This is a genomic window from Limisphaera ngatamarikiensis (genome assembly GCF_011044775.1).
Lineage (GTDB): Bacteria > Verrucomicrobiota > Verrucomicrobiia > Limisphaerales > Limisphaeraceae > Limisphaera > Limisphaera ngatamarikiensis.
Map to the genome: position 1 here is coordinate 12,227 of NZ_JAAKYA010000014.1, position 20,225 is coordinate 32,451.

Annotated in this window: 18 protein-coding genes and 1 tRNA gene; 14 read left to right on the forward strand and 5 right to left on the reverse strand. The window is 66.0% G+C overall.

All coding sequences use genetic code 11. From position 1 onward, the window contains the following. The first annotated feature begins 210 nt into the window (after nucleotides 1–210). Nucleotides 211–1,137 (forward strand): L,D-transpeptidase family protein, encoded by a 927-nt coding sequence (locus G4L39_RS02500; protein ID WP_205880728.1) that lies wholly within the window; start codon nucleotides 211–213, stop codon nucleotides 1,135–1,137. A 39-nt stretch (nucleotides 1,138–1,176) separates the two neighbouring features. Here the strand turns inward: G4L39_RS02500 and G4L39_RS02505 are convergent, their stop codons facing one another. Next, nucleotides 1,177–1,884: a sulfite exporter TauE/SafE family protein gene (locus G4L39_RS02505; protein WP_165105650.1), complete on the reverse strand. Its 708-nt coding sequence runs from the start codon at nucleotides 1,882–1,884 to the stop codon at nucleotides 1,177–1,179. Between the two features lie 235 nt (nucleotides 1,885–2,119). Here G4L39_RS02505 and G4L39_RS02510 point away from each other — a divergent pair, with 235 nt between their 5' ends. Next, nucleotides 2,120–2,674, forward strand: a complete 555-nt coding sequence (locus G4L39_RS02510) for a hypothetical protein (protein ID WP_165105651.1) — start codon at nucleotides 2,120–2,122, stop codon at nucleotides 2,672–2,674. 19 nt (nucleotides 2,675–2,693) lie between these two features. Then, nucleotides 2,694–3,671, forward strand: a complete 978-nt coding sequence (locus G4L39_RS02515) for a glycosyltransferase family 9 protein (RefSeq protein ID WP_165105652.1) — start codon at nucleotides 2,694–2,696, stop codon at nucleotides 3,669–3,671. A 42-nt stretch (nucleotides 3,672–3,713) separates the two neighbouring features. On the opposite strand, the gene G4L39_RS02520 is transcribed toward G4L39_RS02515, so the two are convergent. Beyond that, nucleotides 3,714–4,823, reverse strand: a complete 1,110-nt coding sequence (locus G4L39_RS02520) for a sugar phosphate isomerase/epimerase family protein (protein ID WP_165105653.1) — start codon at nucleotides 4,821–4,823, stop codon at nucleotides 3,714–3,716. A gap of 165 nt (nucleotides 4,824–4,988) precedes the next feature. On the opposite strand from G4L39_RS02520, the gene G4L39_RS02525 reads away from it, so the two are divergent. Beyond that, on the forward strand, nucleotides 4,989–6,032 hold the full coding sequence (locus G4L39_RS02525; RefSeq protein WP_165105655.1) for a glycosyltransferase: 1,044 nt from the start codon (nucleotides 4,989–4,991) through the stop codon (nucleotides 6,030–6,032). Nucleotides 6,033–6,186: 154 nt separating this feature from the next. Then, nucleotides 6,187–7,188 (forward strand): YncE family protein, encoded by a 1,002-nt coding sequence (locus G4L39_RS02530; RefSeq protein WP_165105656.1) that lies wholly within the window; start codon nucleotides 6,187–6,189, stop codon nucleotides 7,186–7,188. Nucleotides 7,189–7,226: 38 nt separating this feature from the next. Here G4L39_RS02530 and G4L39_RS02535 read toward each other — a convergent pair whose 3' ends face one another. Beyond that, nucleotides 7,227–8,207: a DUF3616 domain-containing protein gene (locus tag G4L39_RS02535; RefSeq protein WP_165105658.1), complete on the reverse strand. Its 981-nt coding sequence runs from the start codon at nucleotides 8,205–8,207 to the stop codon at nucleotides 7,227–7,229. Between the two features lie 325 nt (nucleotides 8,208–8,532). Here G4L39_RS02535 and recF point away from each other — a divergent pair, with 325 nt between their 5' ends. Further along, nucleotides 8,533–9,618: a DNA replication/repair protein RecF gene (recF, locus tag G4L39_RS02540; protein WP_165105659.1), complete on the forward strand. Its 1,086-nt coding sequence runs from the start codon at nucleotides 8,533–8,535 to the stop codon at nucleotides 9,616–9,618. A 159-nt stretch (nucleotides 9,619–9,777) separates the two neighbouring features. Here recF and G4L39_RS15865 read toward each other — a convergent pair whose 3' ends face one another. Further along, complete coding sequence (locus tag G4L39_RS15865) at nucleotides 9,778–10,011, reverse strand: FmdB family zinc ribbon protein (RefSeq protein ID WP_165105661.1); 234 nt, start codon at nucleotides 10,009–10,011, stop codon at nucleotides 9,778–9,780. A gap of 216 nt (nucleotides 10,012–10,227) precedes the next feature. On the opposite strand from G4L39_RS15865, the gene G4L39_RS02550 reads away from it, so the two are divergent. Then, nucleotides 10,228–11,148: a serine O-acetyltransferase gene (locus G4L39_RS02550; RefSeq protein WP_165105662.1), complete on the forward strand. Its 921-nt coding sequence runs from the start codon at nucleotides 10,228–10,230 to the stop codon at nucleotides 11,146–11,148. A gap of 68 nt (nucleotides 11,149–11,216) precedes the next feature. Here the strand turns inward: G4L39_RS02550 and G4L39_RS02555 are convergent. Further along, nucleotides 11,217–11,290 (reverse strand) — tRNA-Gly (locus G4L39_RS02555). 72 nt (nucleotides 11,291–11,362) lie between these two features. Between G4L39_RS02555 and G4L39_RS02560 the strand changes: the two genes are divergently transcribed. The 7 genes from G4L39_RS02560 to G4L39_RS02590 all read left to right on the forward strand — a co-directional run bounded on the left by G4L39_RS02560 (nucleotide 11,363) and on the right by G4L39_RS02590 (nucleotide 20,209). Next, entirely contained in the window at nucleotides 11,363–12,724 is a 1,362-nt protein-coding gene (locus tag G4L39_RS02560) for a dihydroorotase (protein ID WP_165105664.1), read from the forward strand. A gap of 419 nt (nucleotides 12,725–13,143) precedes the next feature. After that, a complete protein-coding gene (locus G4L39_RS02565; protein WP_165105665.1) occupies nucleotides 13,144–14,460 on the forward strand; it encodes a citrate synthase in 1,317 nt (438 codons plus the stop codon). Nucleotides 14,461–14,653: 193 nt separating this feature from the next. Next, nucleotides 14,654–15,115, forward strand: a complete 462-nt coding sequence (locus G4L39_RS02570) for a host attachment protein (protein WP_165105667.1) — start codon at nucleotides 14,654–14,656, stop codon at nucleotides 15,113–15,115. 77 nt (nucleotides 15,116–15,192) lie between these two features. After that, nucleotides 15,193–16,314: a site-2 protease family protein gene (locus tag G4L39_RS02575; protein ID WP_165105669.1), complete on the forward strand. Its 1,122-nt coding sequence runs from the start codon at nucleotides 15,193–15,195 to the stop codon at nucleotides 16,312–16,314. 35 nt (nucleotides 16,315–16,349) lie between these two features. Next, complete coding sequence (locus tag G4L39_RS02580; RefSeq protein WP_165105670.1) at nucleotides 16,350–17,423, forward strand: HPF/RaiA family ribosome-associated protein; 1,074 nt, start codon at nucleotides 16,350–16,352, stop codon at nucleotides 17,421–17,423. 140 nt (nucleotides 17,424–17,563) lie between these two features. Next, nucleotides 17,564–18,571: a DnaJ C-terminal domain-containing protein gene (locus tag G4L39_RS02585; RefSeq protein ID WP_165105672.1), complete on the forward strand. Its 1,008-nt coding sequence runs from the start codon at nucleotides 17,564–17,566 to the stop codon at nucleotides 18,569–18,571. A 180-nt stretch (nucleotides 18,572–18,751) separates the two neighbouring features. Next, complete coding sequence (locus tag G4L39_RS02590; protein ID WP_165105801.1) at nucleotides 18,752–20,209, forward strand: phospholipase D-like domain-containing protein; 1,458 nt, start codon at nucleotides 18,752–18,754, stop codon at nucleotides 20,207–20,209. The last annotated feature ends 16 nt before the right edge of the window (nucleotides 20,210–20,225 follow it).

The window sequence follows — 20,225 nt, forward strand, 5'->3', positions numbered from 1 at the left end:
GGCATCGTCGCGTTGGTGGCGGCGGTGGCGGTGGCACGGTTCCCCGTTCATCCCTGGATGGATCGGGCGCGCGCCATTGTTAACAATCGGAGAGGGCACCTCGGGGAGAATCCTCCCACCCGCACGGCCCGTTCACAGGACCCGGCGCGTAAGTCTCCAAGTTCGGTTCCCACCCAGAGTTTGGCGTCCGTCCCTGCGCAACCGTCCAAGGTGCGGGAACCAGTTGCGCCATCCACCGGGACAACCCCGGGCCGCACCGTCGCCGCTGAATCCTTCTACCCGCGGCCCGCACAGACGGTCCTGGAGCTTCAGGTGGCCCTGGCGCGGCAGGTGCTTTCGCCCGGTTCCATCGACGGGGTGATGGGTGGATCGACCCGAAAAGCGTTGGCGGCATTCCAGGAACAATCCGGTTTGCCGGTCACGGGGGAGTGGGACGAGGCAACGCGGGCCCGGCTGTGGTTGGAACGACCCGCCCTGAAACTCCATACGGTGACGGACGAGGATCGGCGGGGATTGCAACCTTTGCACGCCAGTTGGTGGGGCAAATCCATCCAGGAAGCCCTGGAACACGAGACCCTGTTGGAGCGACTGGCCGAGCAGCACCATGCGTCGCCGGGCCTGCTGCAACGGCTGAATCCCGGGACGGACTGGGACGGGTTGGAGCCGGGTCGGACCGTTTGGGTGCCGGACGTGGAGTATCCGCCACCGCGAGGGACGGCGGCAAGGTTGTTGATCCGGCTGGGCGAACGCTGGTTGCGCGCCTACGACGCCGACGGTTCTCTGCTGGCCCATTTCCCCTGCAGCGTGGCCCGAAGTGTGGAGAAACGGCCCGTGGGCCGGCTGTACGTGGCAGTGGTGGTGGAACGACCGAACTACACGTTCAACCCGGAGATCTTCCCAGACGCACCTGAAGCGAGGGAACCGGGCCGCAAGTTGATTCTGCCGCCGGGCCCGAACAACCCGGTGGGCCTGGCATGGATCGGGCTGGACCGTCCCGGCTACGGGATCCACGGAACGCCCTCGCCGGAACGGGTGGGTCGGCCCGAATCCCGCGGCTGTTTCCGGTTGACCAACTGGGATGCCCTTTACCTGCTGCGGCTGGTGCGCGTGGGCACGCCCGTGGACGTCGAACCCTGAAACCGGTTTCCCCAAGACGTCAGGCACGGGCAGAACCGCTCAGTGACAACAGGTGGGAGATGAATCCGGGGCCGGGCCCGGGCTCAGGTACGGAATGCCGAGCGCCAGGCCGCGCAACACCAGCAGCACCCCCACCAGCGCAACCCCATACGGAATCCAACGCCGGACCCGGATCCGCACCCACGCGGGCATGAATCCCGGCGCCAGGGTCAATGCCAAAGTCAACGGGACCGTGCCAAGGCCAAATCCGACCATGAACTGGAGAGCATGCAGGAAACTCCCCGAGGCCGTGGCCGCAGCCGCTGCAACGTAAACCAGGCCGCACGGGAGGAATCCGTTCAACAGGCCCAAACCGTAAAGGGCGGGGACTGAATGCTCGCGCATGAGTTCCTGCATCCCGCGGGTCAACCACGCCGGCAGATTCCACCCGGGAAACGGTGTGTGCCAAAGGCGGTTCCAGAACAACCCGCCCAGCAGGAGAGCCCCGAGCACAAGGGACACCCAGCGCTGGACGCCGGCCCATGCCAGGCTGCGGCCCAACAAGCCGAAGACCACCCCCAAACCGGCGTAGGTGGTCACACGGCCCAGGTGATACAGGCACCGGCCCGCGATCCAGCGCAGCCGTGATCCGGCCGGCCCCGGCAGGGCAAGCATCAACGGCCCGCACATGCCGGCGCAATGCAGACTGCCCGCCAGCCCCAGGGCAACGGCGGAAATCCAAAGCCCCCAATGCACATCCCCTTGCATGGAAATGTCGGTCGCGTCCCTGACCGGCCTTTCCAAGCGTGCGCGGCCGGCCGCTCCCGTCGGCGAACGGTAGGCGAACCGGCGCGTGCCTGCAGGCGTGCCGGTACACGACGCCGGGAGAACGAGGGTGATGGGGTACCATCTCGACCCGGCCCCGCGTTCCCGGCCAACGTTGGGTCTTTGCATCGAAGTCGGAATGGGGCATGCTCGGCGGGCCCGCGAATTCCGGGCAGGCATGAGACTGGCTTGGTTGTCGTCTGGACTCGGTTTGCTGCTGTTGGGATTGGGTCTTCTGGGTTGGTTTCGACCCCAGAGGACCATGGCTGCGTTGCAACGGTTTCCGCGTTCGATTGTGTGGGGCACCGTGCTGACCCTGCTGGCCACGGGGTGGTTCCTTTACTACGTGGCGCAGGAGAACATTGCCGATTTTGCGCCGATCAAGCCGCATTTGATGGTGGCTTTTGGCGTGGTGGGCGTGGGGACGTGTCTGTTTGTGAAGGACTACCTGGGCGCGCGTGGCCTGGCGGTGGTGTGGTTGTTGCTGGCCAAGTGCATGGTGGACACGGGCCGCCCGCACCTGGGCGAGACGCCATGGGTGTTGGTGAATCAGACGCTGGCCTACGTCCTGGTGGTGGCCGGCATGTGGGTCACGATTTCGCCGTTTCGGTTGCGGGATTGGATCGGTTGGTGCACCGCCGGAGAAAAACGCTTCAGGATGTTTGTCACCGGTCTGGTGGGACTGGGGTTGTTGCTGCTGGTGCTGGCCGGGACGGCATATCGAGACCTGTAAACGGGAGGCGCAACGGTTTGTGAGCGGGAAGCAGGGCAGGATTCTGGTGATTCGCGGCGGAGCCATCGGGGACTTCATTTTGACCCTGCCGGCGATGGCCGCGCTCCGCCAGAACTTCCCGCGGGCACACCTGGAGGTGCTCGGGTACCCGCACATTGCGCAGCTGGCGCTGGCGGGCGGCTGGGTGGACGCGGTCCGGCCCATTGAAGCGCGTGCCCTGGCAGGGTTCTTTGCCCGCAACGGCACGTTGTCGGAGTCCTGGTGTGCGTACTTCTCGGAGTTTGACCTGATCCTTTCGTACCTCTACGACCCGGACCGGATTTTCGAAGAGAACGTCCGGCGTTGTTCACCGGCCCAGTTCATTGCCGGTCCGCATCGACCGGACGAATCGGCCGGCATACATGCCACGCGGGTGTTTTTGCGGCCGTTGGAACGGCTGGCGATTTTCGATGCGGATCCGGTACCGCGCCTGCGGCTGCCGGAGGTGAACGCCGACCCGGACGCCCCCGTGGCCCTGCATCCCGGCAGCGGCAGCGAACGCAAGAACTGGCCGGAGGCGCGGTGGGCGGATCTGTTGCAGTACCTGGTGCGCTCGACCCGGAGGCGCTTCTTGTTGGTCGGAGGCGAAGCGGAAGGCGAACGGCTTCAGCACCTGGCCGCCGCCGCCCCGCCTGCGCGCCGTGAGCTGTGCCAGAGCCTGCCCCTGGCGGATCTGGCACGGCGGTTGAAGGCCTGCGCGGCTTTCGTGGGGCATGACTCGGGAATCACCCACCTGGCGGCGGCGGTGGGATTGCCCGTGGTGGTGCTCTGGCCGGACACGCCGGAAGAGGTGTGGCGCCCGCAGGGGGATCACGTGCGGTTGGTCCGGTCTCCACGCGGGATCCGGTCGCTCCCGGTGGAGGATGTGGTGCGTGCCGTGGACGAAATGCTCGAATCGCTCCCGAAAGCCCCGGCTTCGAGGGGGGAACCGGACTCGAGCCCGGGTCCGGCAGGTTAATCCGGCAGCCCCAACGAGTTGATAACGCTGCGGCCGGCCGGTTCAACTGCGCCGGCCCAAGCCGAGCACCTCGCGGCAGTACCGCAGGCTGCGTTCCAGCTCGTCCCGCTGGTAGGCGCGCTCCTCCTCCGCATTGGCAAAGCGGCGGGAGGGGAGAGGTCGGCCGCGCTTGGCCAGCGCGAGGAACGCCGCAAAGTCGGCGGCCCGCGCGGTCGGATAGGCCTCCCAGAACTCCGGCTCGAGATAGGGAAACTCCCGGGCGAAACCCGAGATGGTCTCGATGTGCACGGGAACCTCGGGACACGTCTCGGCAAACCGGTCAAAGAATGTTTTGAGGTCCAGGCATCCCTCGCCCATGGCGGTCCATTGGACCTTGGCCCCGCGTTCGTATTCCCACACCATCGCATCGCGCAGGCTGGTGCAAAGGGTGTAGCGACCCAGGACAGCGAAACTGCGCAGGGGATCTTCAAGGGTCCAGCAGGCGTTGCCGGAATCAAAATTAACGCCCACGAAGTCCGTGCCCGCGTCCTCGACAAGCTCCGCCAGTTCATGGGCCTGCATGTCCCCGGCATGGTTTTCCACGGCGATCCGGATTCCGGCGTCCAGGGCACGACTGCGACAGGCTTTGAGCACGCGGACGGTGTCGGCGATTCGCGCCCGGATGCCGCCTGGGGTGCGACGGTCTTCCATCGTGCCCAAGACCACTCGAAGCACGGGCGAGCCCAGGTCGCTGGCCATCCGGATTCCGAGGCTCAGGTGTTCCTCGGCCGTGCCCCAACGATCGCGAAAGGCGCGGGAGGTGGGGCAGATGCTCCACGTGCCGAGGTACAGGGCAACGCCCAGGTCCTGGGCACGGGCTCGGAGCTCCCGCAGATAAGCCGTGTCGTGACTTTCGAACGCGTCCAGGTCGCTGATGAAAAGGGAGTCCACCTTCAGCGTGGCCGCATACTCCAGCAACCGGGGTGCCTTCCAGCCCATGGCCCGCACGGCGAAGTTGTCGAAACCCAGTTTCAGGCGCGGTCGCGTCGCCGGTTGGGCCGCTTGGAGGTTGAGCAGCGGCACTGCCCCGCCGACTGCAGCGGTTGCGGCCAGCGTTGTCTGCAGAAAGGTGCGCCGGGAAAGCCTTCGAGGCCGGTTCGATTGCCGTTCCATGGCGGAATTCTGTACCGCCGGGGCGTTGGGCGCGCCAGTTTAATTCCACAGCCCGGCGGCCGGCATCCCATCGGCGCAACGGGAACGTCCTCCCCGGGGCCGGGCAGCGGCGCCCCGGACATTGCCGCGTGCCAATCGGCCCTTTAGGCTTGCATACGGCCAACGATGCGAGTGATCAACGCCATGCTCGGGCTGGGCAGGGGGGGACTGGAGGAGAGCTTTGTCGTGTACCATGAAGTGCTCCGCGCCGCCGGGCACGAAGTGGTTTCCCTGCTTGATCCGAGGGCGGCCGTGGCGGAAGAGGTTCGCAGTCTGGGAGTTCTGATGGAGCCCGTGCGGGTTTTCACGCGGTGGGACCCGATCTCGATCTGGCGGGTTCGCAAGATCCTGCGCCGGCGTGCGCCTGACGCGATTGTCACGCATGGCAACCGGGCGGGCTCTCTCCTGCTCAGGGCCGCGCGAGGCCGGTGGCCGGTCATCGCGCGTTTGCCAAATTACCGCTTTCGCCGGGTGCTGGCCTGTGACGGTTTCATAGCGATTCTGCCGGACCAACGCGAGGCACTGTACCGCGCCGGCGTACCGCAAGACCGGGTCTTTCACATCCCCAGCATGCTGCCCCGGCTGCCGCCCCGGCGGGCAGAGGTCGGCCCCTTGCCGCCGGTCATCGGGGTGATGAGCCGGTTCCACCCGGTGAAAGGGCTGGATGTATTCCTGCACGCACTCCGGTGGCTGAAGGACCAAGGGGTCCGATTTCGGGCTGTGCTGGCAGGAGACGGGGAACTGCGTCCGGTCCTGGAGGGCCTGACGCGCCAACTGGCCCTGGAGGCCGAGGTGGTGTTTCCCGGCTGGGTACATGACAAAACGGCTTTCCTACACTCGCTGGGGGTGTTTTGCCTGCCGTCGCTCCAGGAGGCGTTTTCCCGGGCCATGTTGGAGGCCATGGCCCATGAGGTCCCGCTGGTGGTGACCGACAGCGACGGCCCTCGCCAGGTCGTGGAGCATGAACGGACAGGGCTGGTGGTCCCGCGGGGAAATCCCGTGGCTCTGGGGCAGGCCCTGCAACGGCTGTTGCAGGAGCCGGATCTGGCACGTGCCCTGGCCCGACTGGCCCGAGCCAAGGTGGAATCCACATACACCATCGAGGCGACGGCGCCGCTGCTCCACCGTGCTCTCGAAACCGTGGTAACCCGGCACGGTAAACCGCGGTGAAAGAACCAGCCGAGTTCCGAGCCCGACGGGCACAATGGACGCCGGGCGCCGTCCGAAGTCCGGGTCGGCCGGGCCGCAACGGGCCGGCGCTTCCGCGGGCCTCTCAATCCGTTTTTCGGGTGACGGCCCAACCCCGCGGAGTTATGGTGCCCGTGTGAAAAGCTTCCGTGGCTCAGGGGCAGGATGGTTGGGGCTGCTGGGGATGGCCCTGGTGGCGCAGGCGGTGGAAGCGGCCGTAGACCTGCAAGAGGTCAGGGCATGGCCACTGCCGGGCCGGGTGGCGGAAGTGGGACGCCTTGCGCCGGACCCGGCTCAGCAGCGGCTGTTTGTGGCGTTACCGCAAGCGGACACGGTTCAGGTGCTGGACCTGGCGGCGGGAAGGTTCCTTCGCCCGTTGTCGGTCCCTTCGCCCCGGGCCCTGTGGTACGAGCAGCGTCCCAAGATTCTCTATGTAGGCAGCGACTCGTCCGGCGGCCAGATCAAGATTTTGGACGTGGAGGCGTGGCGGACGTTAAAGACGGTGGGGCGGCTGCCAGGGGTGGTCCAGATACGGCGTGACCCGCCCTCGTTCCGGATTTACGCAGCCCATGGCGAGGGCGCACTGGCCGTGCTGCATGCGGACACGGGTGTGCATACCTTGTCGATCCTGCTACCGGACCGGCCTGGGGACGTTGTGTTGGAGCGCTCGGGACAACGCATTTTCGTGAGTCTGCAACGGTCAAACGCCATCGCGGTGGTGGACCGCCTGACCCGGGAGATGACCGAGGTCTGGGCGCTGAACAACGCACGGCAGCCGGGCCCGCTGGCCTTGGACGAAGACCGGAGCCGCCTGTATATCGCGTGCGCTTCGCCGGGATCGGTCCTGGTCTGGGATACAGCAGGCGCACGCGAGGTCGAACGGCTGCCCGTCGAGGGCGCAGTGCGATGGTTGTTTGTTGATCCTGTACGAAAGCGGCTGCTGGCAGGCACGGACGCGGGTCAGTGCCACGTCTGGCAGGTGGAGGAAACCGGAAAGTTCACCCACCTGGGAGCGGCTCCCCTGGGTTCCGGCAGGACCGAGGCACTCTACGACCCCGAGGAAGGTGCCCTTTTCGTTGCCCTTCCCCAGGAACGCGGTCAGCCTGCGGCAATCCGCAAGTACGTGTGGCGGCGTTGAGCGGATCCGTAAGACCGCCGGCCCTGAAGGGGGAAGCTTCATTCCTGCCCTCCGCGGGTTTGGAGGTTGGGCGCCGGAACGGCCAGAACCCGGAAGCGCCGTTCCCGAGCAGGTGCGTCCTTGCATGCCCTGCCGTGGATTGTCTCCGCCCCGTCGTCACTCACGATCCACAACTGCGGCGGGTGGATCCCGGGCCATCGGGTGAGACCTTCCGGATTGAGCCCGGCAAAGTCGTACCCGGCAAGGCGCCGGGGCGGTTCCTTCGCGTTGCCCGACCAGTAAAAGAGGGCCGGCGAGCGCGCGCCATCGGTAGACCCGGCCAACAACAGGTATCCCGAGCCCCATTCCAATGCACCGCGCAATCCCCGACCGCCCAGGTCGAGCAGCACGGGGTCGCCAAACCGTGGCGGCTCACCGGCCACTGCCGAGTGCGGGTTCAGCAGGCTCACCATCAAGGCGCGACCTTCGAACAGCGGATTTCGGAAGCCGATCCACAGGGATCCGTTGGGTCCTGCGGCCAGGGCCTCGATGTTCAGGCCACCGGCGGCTTTGGGCGGTCGCCGGGCAGCCTCTGCCAGGCCCAGCGCAGCGTACCGCGGATCGGCAAAAAGCGCGTCCAAAAGGCCGGTGCACACGGCAACCGACCCTCCGGACGGCACGGACCCCAGAAACCAGGACCGCGGGGTCCGCAACAGCGCCTGCCGTCGCGGGGCAGGTTCCCCGGAGGCGTTCCGGCCGTGGGAGGTAATCCAGTAAAGTTCGTCGTTGATGCGGGCCACGCCTTCGAGATCGAGTTCGCCCCGGCCCTGCATCGGGGGCAGGAGGCGGTTGAGGTTCAGCTCGCGGATCGGTGGGCCGGGTCGGGTCCAGTCATAAACCCGCAGGACGTTGTCCTCGTCATTGGCCACCACGAAGGTGGTGTCATCCAGCGCCTCGATGGCCGAGGCGTCGCACATCCGTTCGAACAGGCGAATCTCTCGGGCGGGGATCTCTTGCGAGTCGCTCGGGCACGCTGTCATGGCAAGTGCCATCAGGGTCGGAAGGCCCAAGCCGACCCAGCCCGAACGGAATCGAATCTTCGTTGGTGTCATCGTGCCGCAACGGTGGCCGTGGGTGTCCGGCCTGTCAAATCCCCTGCCCGGCCGGGTCGTGGGAGGAAGGTGCGTGGAGCACCGGGACAAGGCCGGTTAGTCGCGGCGGGCACGGGCGGTCTCCGCCGGGCTTCGCCCGGTCCCGCCATTGGCCGGCAAACTGCACGACCTCCCGGTTGTCAGCGCCGGTGGCGGGCCGGATGGGGTTGGGAAAAATCTGGCCCGGCACGGGACCGCGTTTCACACTGGCATCGTGCATCTGGCTCGCCTGCGGCTGCGCAACTTTCGGAATTATGCCCGGCTGGACGTGACGTTTGAGCCGGGCTTTCACCTCCTGCTGGGCCGAAATGCCCAGGGCAAGACCAACATTCTCGAGGCCATTTATCTGTTGGCCACGCTGCGCTCGTTTCGCGGGGTGGGCAATGCGGATTTGGTCCGGTTCGGCCAGTCCGGGTATCTGGTGGCCGCCGGGGTGGTCAGTGACGTGGCCCACGAGATCAGCATTTACTGGTCGCGCCAGGAACGCCGTCTGACCCTGGATGGTCGGGCCGTACGGCGGTTGGAAGAGTATCTGGGGACCTTCCGGGTGACGGTCTTTTGCACCGAGGACCTGCAACTGATCAAGGGCACCGCACGACATCGCCGACGTTTCCTGGACCTGCTGCTCACGCAGACCGAACCCGATTACCTGAGCTGGTGGCAGCGGTACCTCCGTGCCCTGCGGGCCCGCAACGCACTGTTAAAACAGACGACGGTGGACCTGGTGGCCCTGGACGGGTTCACTCGCGAACTGGTCGCCGCCGGACAAATGCTGATGGAACGGCGCCGTCGCTTGGTCCCACGCGTGGCCGCACGGGTGCTGGAGGCGTACCGTAGAATCTCCGGTGGCTCGGAGGAAATCCGGCTCCGGTATCAGTCGACCGTCAGGGAGGATTTCGCGACCGAACTCGTTCGGGTTCGGGATCGCGAACTGGCGCGCAGAGTGACCCTGCTGGGGCCGCATTTGGACGATTTGGAAATCCTGCTGGAAGATCGGCCGGCCGCTGCCTTCGCCAGCGAGGGACAGAAACGGTCGATGGCCCTGGCGCTGAAAATGGCCCAGGCCGAGCTGTTCACGGAGGTCCACGGAGCGCCGCCAGTCCTCCTGATTGATGACGTCATGGGTGAACTCGACGAATCGCGGCGGGCCGCCTTCCTGCCCTTGCTGGAACGGGCGCACTTGGCGCGGTCCCAGGTGTTCATGACGGCCACGGAGGAAAGCTGGCCCAAGGAACTCGCCCCTCGCCTCATCCGCTGGCGGGTCGAATCCGGCACGCTCAAACCGGACCGGCCAGGCTGAAGGAACGCTGCCCCTACCGGGCAGGAAGCCAAAAAAGTTGTGGCGACCGAGTCGAAGCAGCCCCGGCCCCGCGCCAGCCGCTCAAAACCTCCCCCCTTTTCGGGCCGCCCGCGCAAAACCCTTCGGACGGGCTGCGCAATGGCCCGGTCGGGCCCTCACTTAGTGGCCACAGCCGCAACCGCAGCCACAGCCGCCGCCGCGCGAACGGGAAGAGGTCGAACAACAGGCGTCCTCGCCCGCCCCACCGCTGCTGCCCGACGCAAACACCGAAAACTGCTTGGTCAGACGCGTCGAACCGCAGTGCGGACAACGCGTACCGGACCAATCCGTGGATCGGACCAAAACCTCGCTGTCGCGCTGGCAGTCTTCGCAATGAAACTCGTAGATCGGCATGGACCCAAATTTATCCGAACTCCGGCGGGGCGCAATCGGGCGAGCGCACGCACGACGGCCCCCCTGCCGGCGGTGAACGGCCCTGGTCCCATTGCCGGACCATGGAGGGCCGGAGTGGATCGGGCCGTTCGGCCGGAGCGCGGGCGCACTCGATGGGGCCGGATCGGACCGAGCCGCATCTTGCACACCCGGCGCGGGTGTGCAGATACTGCGCCCGTGGAAAACAGCATCGCGCAGCTGACCGACAAACTGCTGGCTTCCTACCAGGAAGTGGGTGCCATCAATCACCTGGACGGACAGAACCTGCCGTCCAAACGCGTGATCGTGCGGATCACGCAGGAGCTGCTCTGTTTGCTGTTTCCCGGGTTTTTTGAGGAACGGCCCCTGCGAGCAGACGAGGTGCGGACGGTGACCGCCCGGCGCCTGCGCAGTGTGGCCACGGCGCTGGAACGCGAGGTGTACCGAAGTCTGGTGTACATGCCGCCGCCGGAATATCCCAAGAAGAGCCTGCGGCAGGCGGCCCGGTCCATCACGCTGGGGTTGCTGGAAAGTCTGCCCCGGTTGCGCGAGATCCTGCGCACGGACATCGAGGCGGCCTACAACGGCGACCCGGCCGCCCTGAGTCGCGAGGAGGTGATCCTGGCCTACCCGTTTGTGGAAACGATCGCCGTCCAGCGGCTGGCGCACGAACTGTATCTGGCCAAGGTGCCGCTGATCCCGCGCATGATGACCGAATGGGCGCACAGCCGCAGCGGAATGGACCTGCACCCCGGTGCCCAGATCGGAACCCACTTCTTCGTGGACCATTGCACCGGCACGGTGGTCGGCGAAACCGCGATCATCGGCAACCACGTCAAGATGTACCAGGGAGTCGGCCTTGTCGCTCGTTCGCTCGCAGCCGGCCAGGCACTGAAAGGCCAGAAACGGCATCCCACAATCGAGGACCATGTCACCATCTACGCCGGGGCCACCATCATGGGCGGGGACACCGTGGTGGGCGCCGGCAGCACGATTGGTGCAAACGTCTTTTTGACCACCAGTGTGCCGCCGCGTTCGCTGGTGATCCAGAAGGACGCCAACATCCGGGTCATGCCCAAGGGCGAACGAACCCGGCACGAACCGGACATCCAGATCTGAGTCCGGTCGGGGCGCCCCCGGAAGCCGCGACGCACAACGCAGGGAAAGGTTTGCGGGGAAAAAAAGAATGGAGCGGGCGAAGGGAATCGAACCCTCGCATGGAGCTTGGAAGGCTCCCGTTCTACCACTGAACTACGCCCGCATCCACGGTCGGTTGTCATCGTAACCCCGGCGCTTGCTTTGTCAATGGGGCAACCCTAGGCTCGGAAGCCGGATGAAGGCGTGGTTGTTGACCGGTGGACGGGTGGTGGACCCGGCCGAAGGCAGGGACGGTCCGGCCGACGTGCTGATTCAGGACGGGAAAATTGTCGCGGTCGGAGAGGCAGCCGCCGCGCTTTGTCCGCCGGATGCGGAACGGGTGGACGTACGGGGATGCGTGGTCAGCCCGGGCTGGATCGACATGCACGTGCATTTGCGGGAGCCCGGGCAGACGGCCAAGGAAACCATCGCCACCGGCACGGCGGCAGCGGCCCGGGGGGGATTCACCTGCGTGGTGTGCATGCCGAACACCTCGCCCCCCATTGACAACGCCGGCACGGTGGCGTTGATCCGTCAACGGGCGGCCGAGCAGGCGCATGTGCATGTGCTGGTGGCCGGCGCCATCACCAAAGGGCTGGCAGGCGAGGAACTGGCACCCATCGGGGGACTGAAACGTGCGGGTGTGGTGGCCATCACCGACGACGGCCGCTGCGTGCAGAACCACGAGCTGATGCGGCGCGCCCTCGAGTATGCCCGCATGTTTAACCTGCCGGTGCTGGACCACTGCCAGGACGAGTCGCTGGTCAGCGACGGCGTGGCACACGAAGGCGTCTGGAGCGTGCTGTTGGGGTTGCGCGGCTGGCCGGCGGTGGGCGAGACACTCATGGTGGCCCGGGACATCCTGTTGGCGGAACTGACCGGTTGCCACGTACACTGCCAGCATCTGAGCGCCGCAGGGAGCGTGGCGCTGGTGCGGGAGGCCCGGCGCCGCGGCATCCCCGTCTCTGCCGAGGCGTGTCCGCATCATTTCGTCCTCACGGATGCCGCACTGGCCGGCAGCGAAAAGTTCTGGGCGACGGACGGCACGGGGGTTTGGGGTATGGCGGGACGACGGGATCTGCCCCATTGGCCCGCGTACGACACCAGGTTCAAAATGAACCCGCCCATCCGGTCGGCACGGGATCGGGAAGCCATCCTGGAAGGCGTGGCCGACGGCACCATCGAGGTGCTGGCCACGGATCACGCACCACATTGCAGTTACGAAAAAGAGGTCGAGTTTGACTACGCCCCGTTCGGCATCACCGGATTGGAAACCGCGCTGCCACTGGCCCTCATGCAGTTCTATCACTCCGGCCGAATGACCCTGGCGGACCTCATCGCCCGGTTTACGGTCGGCCCGGCCCGAATCCTCGGTGTGGACAAGGGGACCCTCCGACCGGGTGCGGCTGCCGACATCACGGTGTTCGACCCCGACGCCGAGTGGGTCTTCACGCCGGAAGATACCCGGAGCAAGTCACGGAACAGCCCGTTTTACGGTTGGCCGCTGAAAGGCCGCGCCGTGATGACCTTTGTCGCCGGCCGCAGGGTATACCCGTGACCGGCTGGAGGTTTCGCCACGGACCGATCTGCTGCACCGGGCCCACCCCGAACGCCGCGCCTGTGAAGGCGGTCCACCCGGGCATCCTGCTGCGAACCGGTCTGGTTCCGGACCCGCACGGGCCGTTTGACATCGCACTGAAGCGGCATACTCTGGAACGCCGTTGTTGGTGGGAGCTTCCGCGCAGGTTGCGTTCCGAAGACCGGCTGTTCCGGATCTGCCGGGCAGGGCACGAGGCCCCGGGACGGGTTCGGCACCGGCACCACCCGAGCAGGCGAAGAACCGCTCGCAACCGGCCGGGCCGCCCGGGGAACAATGGCCGGGAGCCGCACCCGGAACGGGTGACCACCGGGTCCCACCAATCCGGGCGTGAACCGGCAGGGAGCAACATCGACGGAGGGAAACCTGAACAAGGCTTTATGGCGACGGAAACTGAGACCCAACAAACCGCACCGGTGGCCCGGCTCGAGCTGGAGGGCCGGGTGTATGAACTGCCCATTGTGGTGGGATCGGAAGGGGAGAAGGCCATCGACATCAGTCGGCTGCGCGAGTTGACCGGCTACATCACCCTGGACGACGGCTACGCCAACACCGGGTCGTGCACCAGCGCCATCACGTTCATCGACGGTGAGAAGGGCATCCTGCGCTACCGGGGTTATCCCATCGAGGAACTGGCCGAGAAATCCACCTTCATCGAAACCGCGTGGCTGTTGATCTACGGCGAACTGCCCACCCGCGCCCAGCTGCAGCGGTTCTCGGACCTGCTGACGGAAAACCAGGACCTGCACGAGGACCTGAAACATCACTTCGAGGGGTTCCCCGCCACGGCCCATCCCATGGCGATCCTGTCCTCGATGATCAATGCCAGCAGTTGTTTTTACCCGGGCCTCATGGGGCCCGCGAACCGGGAGCGCTTCGACGTGCACGCCGCCCGGTTGATTTCGCAGGTCCGAACCATCGCGGCGTTCGCCTATCGGAAGTCGCGCGGGTTGCCCATCATTTATCCGCGCAAGAAGTACAAGTACACCGCCAACTTCCTGCACATGCTCTTTTCGGACGTGTACGAGGACTATCCACTGCGTCCCGAGGTGGTCCGGGCGCTGGATCTCATCTTCCTGCTCCACGCGGATCACGAGCAGAACTGTTCCACCTCCACCGTGCGGATGGTGGCTTCGAGCCAGGCCAACCTCTTTGCCAGTGCGGCCGCCGGCGTGTGCGCCCTGTGGGGGCCGTTGCACGGCGGGGCCAACCAGGCCGTCATCGAGATGCTGGAGGAAATCCATGCCTCCGGGGGCGACGGCCGCGAACTCATCGAGGCGGTTAAGAGCAAGAAAGGGGGGCGCCGCCTCATGGGCTTCGGCCATCGGGTGTACAAGAACTACGACCCCCGCGCCAGGATCATCAAGAAGGCCTGTGATGACCTCCTGCAGGCACTGCAGCTGCATGATCCGCTGCTGGACATCGCCCGACGCCTGGAGGAAGCCGCCCTGAACGACCCGTACTTCATCGAGCGCAAGCTCTATCCAAACGTGGACTTTTACAGCGGCATCATCATGCGGGCCATCGGACTGCCCAAGGAGATGTTTCCGGTCATCTTCGCCATCGGCCGCATGCCGGGCTGGATCGCCAACTTCCGCGAAATCCTGTTCGCGCCGAAGGCCAAGATCTACCGGCCCCGCCAGATTTACACCGGTTCCACGGTGCGTCATTACGTGCCGATCGAGCAACGCGGCTGACCGCCGTCCGGGCCTTGGAGGAGACGCACAGGTTCCGAATCCATCCCGCGGCCATGCGGGCCTCTCCGATGCCACGCTTCAGCACGCGGGCGGCCGGACCGGGTCGGATCGAAAAGGGTCGCCTTCCGGCGAGCGGGGCACACCACGATACGCTTGCCAAACCATCGCGGACTGTTCCAGTTTGGTAGTTGGTATGAAGACGCCTCGATTGGTGGTGCTGACGGATCTCGGCCATTTCAAGGCGGCCCGGCTGGAGACGACCCTGCGCGGGACACCCCGCCTGGAATGGTTGGAGGATGTGCGGTTGGAAAGCTACCCCAACCGCGTGGTGGACAAGGTGACCGATCTGGCCGGCCGTCACGCGGCCCCGGGCAACAAACATTGGGGGGCACCCATGGCCGACGCACACAACCTGAAACTCGAGACCCGCCGGCGCCTCGTCAAGGACATCGCCCGCCGCATTGCCCAACTCATGCGGGCTCACCCCGACATGCCCCTGTGGCTGGCGGCACCCTCGGAAATCAATCACCTCATTCTGGATGAGCTGCCGGGCACGCTGCGAGTACGAGTGGAAGCCAGCCTGGCCCGGGATTTGACCAGGGCGGGTCAGCGCGACGTCCTTGCCGCCTTCCCCCGCCTGCGAAACAACAGCTGAAAACATCGGGACCCGTGTCCGGGCCCGACGGACCCTGCCGGCGGGCCTCCCCACGGTCCCTTAACCCCCCATCCCCTATGCGCTGGTCCCTTCGTATTGCACGCGTGGCCGGTATCGAGGTCCGGCTCCACATCACGTTCATCCTGTTTCTGGCATGGATAGGCTTCAGCTACTACCACCTGGGCGGTCCCGAAGACGCAGTGCGCGGTCTGGTGTTTGTGCTTGCATTGTTCGGGTGTGTGCTGCTGCATGAGTTCGGACACGCCTTCGCGGCCCTGGCCTTCGGGATTCGAACTCCGGACATCACCCTGCTACCCATCGGCGGGGTGGCGCGGCTGCAACGGATTCCGGACCGCCCCTGGCAGGAACTGATCGTTGCCCTGGCCGGGCCGCTCGTGAATGTGGTCATTGCGGCCGTGCTCATTTTCGTGCTGGGCCAGCGTTTGTCGCTGGAACATCTGGAGCGGCTGAACGTGCCGACGGTGGCACTGCTGGCCAAGCTGGCCACGGTGAACATCATGCTGGTTTTGTTCAATCTGATACCCGCCTTTCCCATGGACGGCGGACGCGTGCTGAGGGCGTTGCTGGCCATGGCCCTGCCGTACAGCCGGGCCACCCAGATCGCCGCCACGGTGGGACAAGGTCTGGCATTTGTACTCGGGTTCCTGGGCCTGTTCACCAACCCGATGCTGATTTTCATCGCCTTCTTTGTCTTTCTGGGAGCACAACAGGAGGCGGCCGCGGCCCAGATTCGCGACATCAGCACCGGGTTGCCGGTGGCCGAAGCCATGGTCACCCACCTGGTGCCGCTGCCGCCTCATGCCGTGCTGGACGATGCCGTGGAGGCCCTGCTGCGCACCTCCCAACACGAATTCCCCGTGTTGGATGCGGACGGCCGGATTCTCGGCGTGCTCACCCGCGACGACCTCATCGCGGCCTTGAAACGCCAGGGGCCGCATGTGCCCGTCACGGAGGTCATGCGGCGCGATTTGCCGGTGGTTTATGCCTACGAACCGTTCGAGGAAGCCTTCCGAAAGATGGAAGAATGTGGGTGCCCCGCGCTGCCGGTCGTGGATGCCACGGGCCGGTTCGTCGGACTGATCACGCCGGAAAACGTGGGCGAATTGATGTTGGTCCACTCGCTCCGGCCGGCCGGGGCCCGGCCTGCGTGGCGGCGGGTCGCCCCAACCCCGCACTGATCCAACTCATGCCGACAAGGAATCCCTCAAATCCCATGACCACCACGAACCCAACCTCCTACACCATTCCCTGGAATCTCGTCACGCGGAACCTGCACGGCCATGAACTGCTGAGGAAAAAGCTGCTGCAGAAGATCCAGAAACTGACGCGGCACTTGCGGCGGTTCCCGCCCGACACGGTGCACCTTCTGGTCGTCCTGGAAAAACACCCGAAAAAGGAAGAGTACACGGCGGGACTGACCCTCCGGGTGCCTTCGAACATCTTGAGGGCGGAACAATCGGGTGGCGACGTGATCCAGGCGCTCGATGAGGCGGTGAAAACGCTTCTGCGAGAACTGGAGTCCCTGAAGGCAGAGCTGCGGCGGGACACGTTCTGGAAGCGGAAGGCGCGCCGGGCGGCCCTCCGTCAAATGAAGGCGGCCGGCTTTGCAGCCGAGCCGCAGCCCGAAGGCGAAGGTCCGCAGAACATGGGCGATGTCATTCGCGCCCTGCTGGCCGAACATTATCAGCGCCTGTTGCGCTTTGTGCGGCGCCAGCTCTGGCATGACATCACGGCCGGTGAACTGGCACCGGGGGCCATTGACCCCCGCGCCGTCGTGGATGAAGTGGCCCGCCGCGCCCTGCGCGACCCCGGCAGGAAACCCGCCCGCGTCAGTTGGGTGCTGTGGCTGTTCCAGCTGGCCCACCAGGAACTGCAGCGCCGTCGCAAGGAGGTCCAGCGCCGACAGAAGGAGGTCGTCCCCATCGAAACCGAAACCCAGGTGCCCGAGGCCCTGCTGGCCGAGGGGTACGACCCCGAGCAACCCCTGGACATCATCGAACGGGAACTGGAACCCTCGGTGGCCACCACGGCGGACTTGGTGGCAGATCCCCGGGCGGAGCCGCCCGACCAGTGGGTGGCCCGACGCGAACTGCTGGGTGAACTGCGCCGGCTGGTCAGCCAATGGCCGCGTCAGGAACGGGAGGCCTTCGAGCTGCATTTCGTAGAGGGGTTCGAGCCCGAGGAGGTGGCCATGATTCTGGGTCTGACGGCTGCCCAGGGCCGCGCCCTCATCCAACAGATCCAGGCCCGGCTGCGGAATGCCCTGTTGGAGCTGGCTGCCGTCTGAGCCCGCGCGCTCCGAACCGACCGGGCCATTGCGGCGGCAGCCGTGTTGGGGCATCGTAGCCCGCAAAAGATCGCGCCCGGCCAGGCCACGGGAACCGGAATTGTCCGGCTCCCGCAAAGGCCGGGACATGAAGAACAACCATGCCGGTCGAGTTCAAGGATTACTACGCCATCCTCGGCGTGCCGGAAACAGCGTCCGAGGAGGAGATCAAGAAGGCCTTTCGCAAGCTGGCCCGTCAGTTTCACCCGGACGTGGCCGCGGACAAAAAGGTCGCCGAGGAAAAGTTCAAGGAGATCAACGAAGCCTACGAGGTCCTGAGCGATCCGGAGAAACGCAGGCGTTACGACGCCCTGCGGGCCTACGGAGGACGCGCCGGCGAACCCTTCACCGCGCCGCCGGGATGGGAGTCCCGCCGCTGGACCAGCCCCGACGGAACATCCCATTTCGAGTTTCATTTCGGCGGCACGGGATTCAGCGACTTTTTCGAACATTTCTTCGGCGGCGGACGATTTCACGGTTTCGAGCCGTGGACGGAGGAGGGTCTGGAAAGCGGCGAGGGGTTTTCCGGGCGGACGTTTTCACGTCGCGGTGCCGATGTCGAGGGCGACATCCTCGTAACGCTGGACGAGGTGTTTCATGGCTCGGTCCGCACGGTTACCCTTCAGCGGGTCAATCCCCGCACGGGACAGTCGGAAACCCACACCTTCAAGGTGCGGATCCCGCCGGGGGTGCAGGAGGGCCAACTCATCCGCGTGCCCGGCAAGGGCGGGGAGGGCCAGGCCGGCGGGCCGCCGGGCGACCTGTATCTGCGGGTGCGACTGGCTGCGCACCCGGATTTCCGGGTTCGGGGATCGGACCTGTACTACGACCTGGCCCTGGCTCCATGGGAGGCGGTCTTGGGGTGCACGGTGACCATTCCCCTGCCCGACGGCCCGGTGACAATCCGGGTACCGCCCGGCACGGGATCTGGTCGGCAACTCCGGGTCCGCGGTCGGGGTCTGCCCCGGGGCAGTTCGGGAGAACGGGGTGACCTGTACGCGGTGGTGACCGTGCAGGTGCCGGATCCGTCCGACCTGAGCCCCGAGGAACGCCAGTTGTGGGAAAGACTGGGGCAGGTGTCGCGGTTTCAACCGCGCAACCCTGCGTGAAACCTGCATCCCAAGCACACGCATGAGCGTCCACCAGAGCCCGGCATCCCGCGAGCCTGACCCGTTCTCCGGGACATCGCCGGTCGAGGAACGCTCCACGCGCGCGTCGCGTCTTGTGGGGCACGCGCGGTTCCGGATGCCCGCAGGGCATCCTCTGAACCCAACGGGCTGAGCATGCAGATGACCCTGACATGGTCCGAACCGATACCATGGACGGTACTCTCCGCCCTCGGGAGTGCACTGGTCCTGGGCGCGGCGGTGTGGGCCTCGGGCCATGCCGTGATCTTCAAGCGGGACGCGCGCTCGGCTGCGCTCTGGGTGATTGTGATCTGGCTGATGCCCGCGGCCGGGCCGGTTTTGTACTACCTTTTGGGGATCAATCGGGTGCGCCGTCGCGCCGCCGCGCTGCGCGAGGACCGGTTGGGTGGTGCAACCGCTGTGGCAGCCCCGCCGCCCTGCCCCGCCTCCATCGAGGCCGGTCTGACCCCGCCGTTGCAAGGACTGGCACTGTTGGTGGGTCGGATCACGGGTCTGCCCTTGACCCCCTGCAATGCGGTGGATCCCCTGGTGAACGGCGAACAAGCCTTTCCCGCGATGCTGCAGGCCATTCATGAAGCCCGTCGCTCCATCGCCATGGCCAGCTACATCTTCGACGGGACGGGCATTGGGGCGGAGTTTGTCCGGGCCCTCTCCGAGGCCGTCCGCCGCGGCGTCCAGGTGCGCGTGCTGATCGATGATGTCTACGTCCGATTTCGCCTCGGATCGGCCTACAAACCGTTGCTGCGGGCCGGCGTGCCGGTGGCCGTGTTCAACCCGCCGCTGGTGCCGGCCCGGCTGCATGCGGCGCATTTGCGCAATCACCGGAAACTGCTCATCGTGGACGGACGCATCGGATTCACGGGCGGAATGAACGTGCACCGCCCGTATTGGTGTCCGGAAGATCCCGACCGGGCGCAACGCGACCTCCACTTCCGCCTGGAAGGGCCCGTGGTACGTCACTTGTGGTCTGTGTTTCAGGAGGATTGGCAGTTCACCACTGGAGAGTTGTTAACCGGGGACGCGTGGGAACCGGAGGCCCGGCCGGTCGGCACGGTTCCGGCCCGGGGGATCGAGGCCGGGCCGGATGAGCATCTCGACCGGCTGCGGTGGGTTTTCCTGGGCGCGCTGCATGCGGCGACACGTTCCATCCGGCTCTGGACCCCGTATTTTGTACCCGAACCCGCCCTGGTGGCCGCCCTCAACGCCGCCGCCCTGCGCGACGTCCAGGTGGACATCCTGCTGCCCGCCCGACTGGACCATCCCACAGTCCAATGGGCCTGCATGGCCCAGATCTGGCAGGTATTGGAACACGGTTGCCGAGTGTGGCTGCGCCCGCCGCCCTTCGACCACAGCAAACTCCTGGTGGTGGACGAACAATGGGTCTGTTTCGGCTCCGCCAACTGGGACGCACGCAGTCTGCGACTCAATTTCGAGTTCAACGTGGAATGTTACGACCCGGGCCTGGGGACCCGGCTCGCCCGGTTGTTCGACACCGCCCGTGCCGGGGCCCGACCTTTGACCAAGGCCGAGGTGGACGGCCGTCCCCTGCCCGTCAAACTGCGCGACGGCCTGGCAAGGCTCTTCGCACCCTACCTGTGACCAACGAGGAATCCCG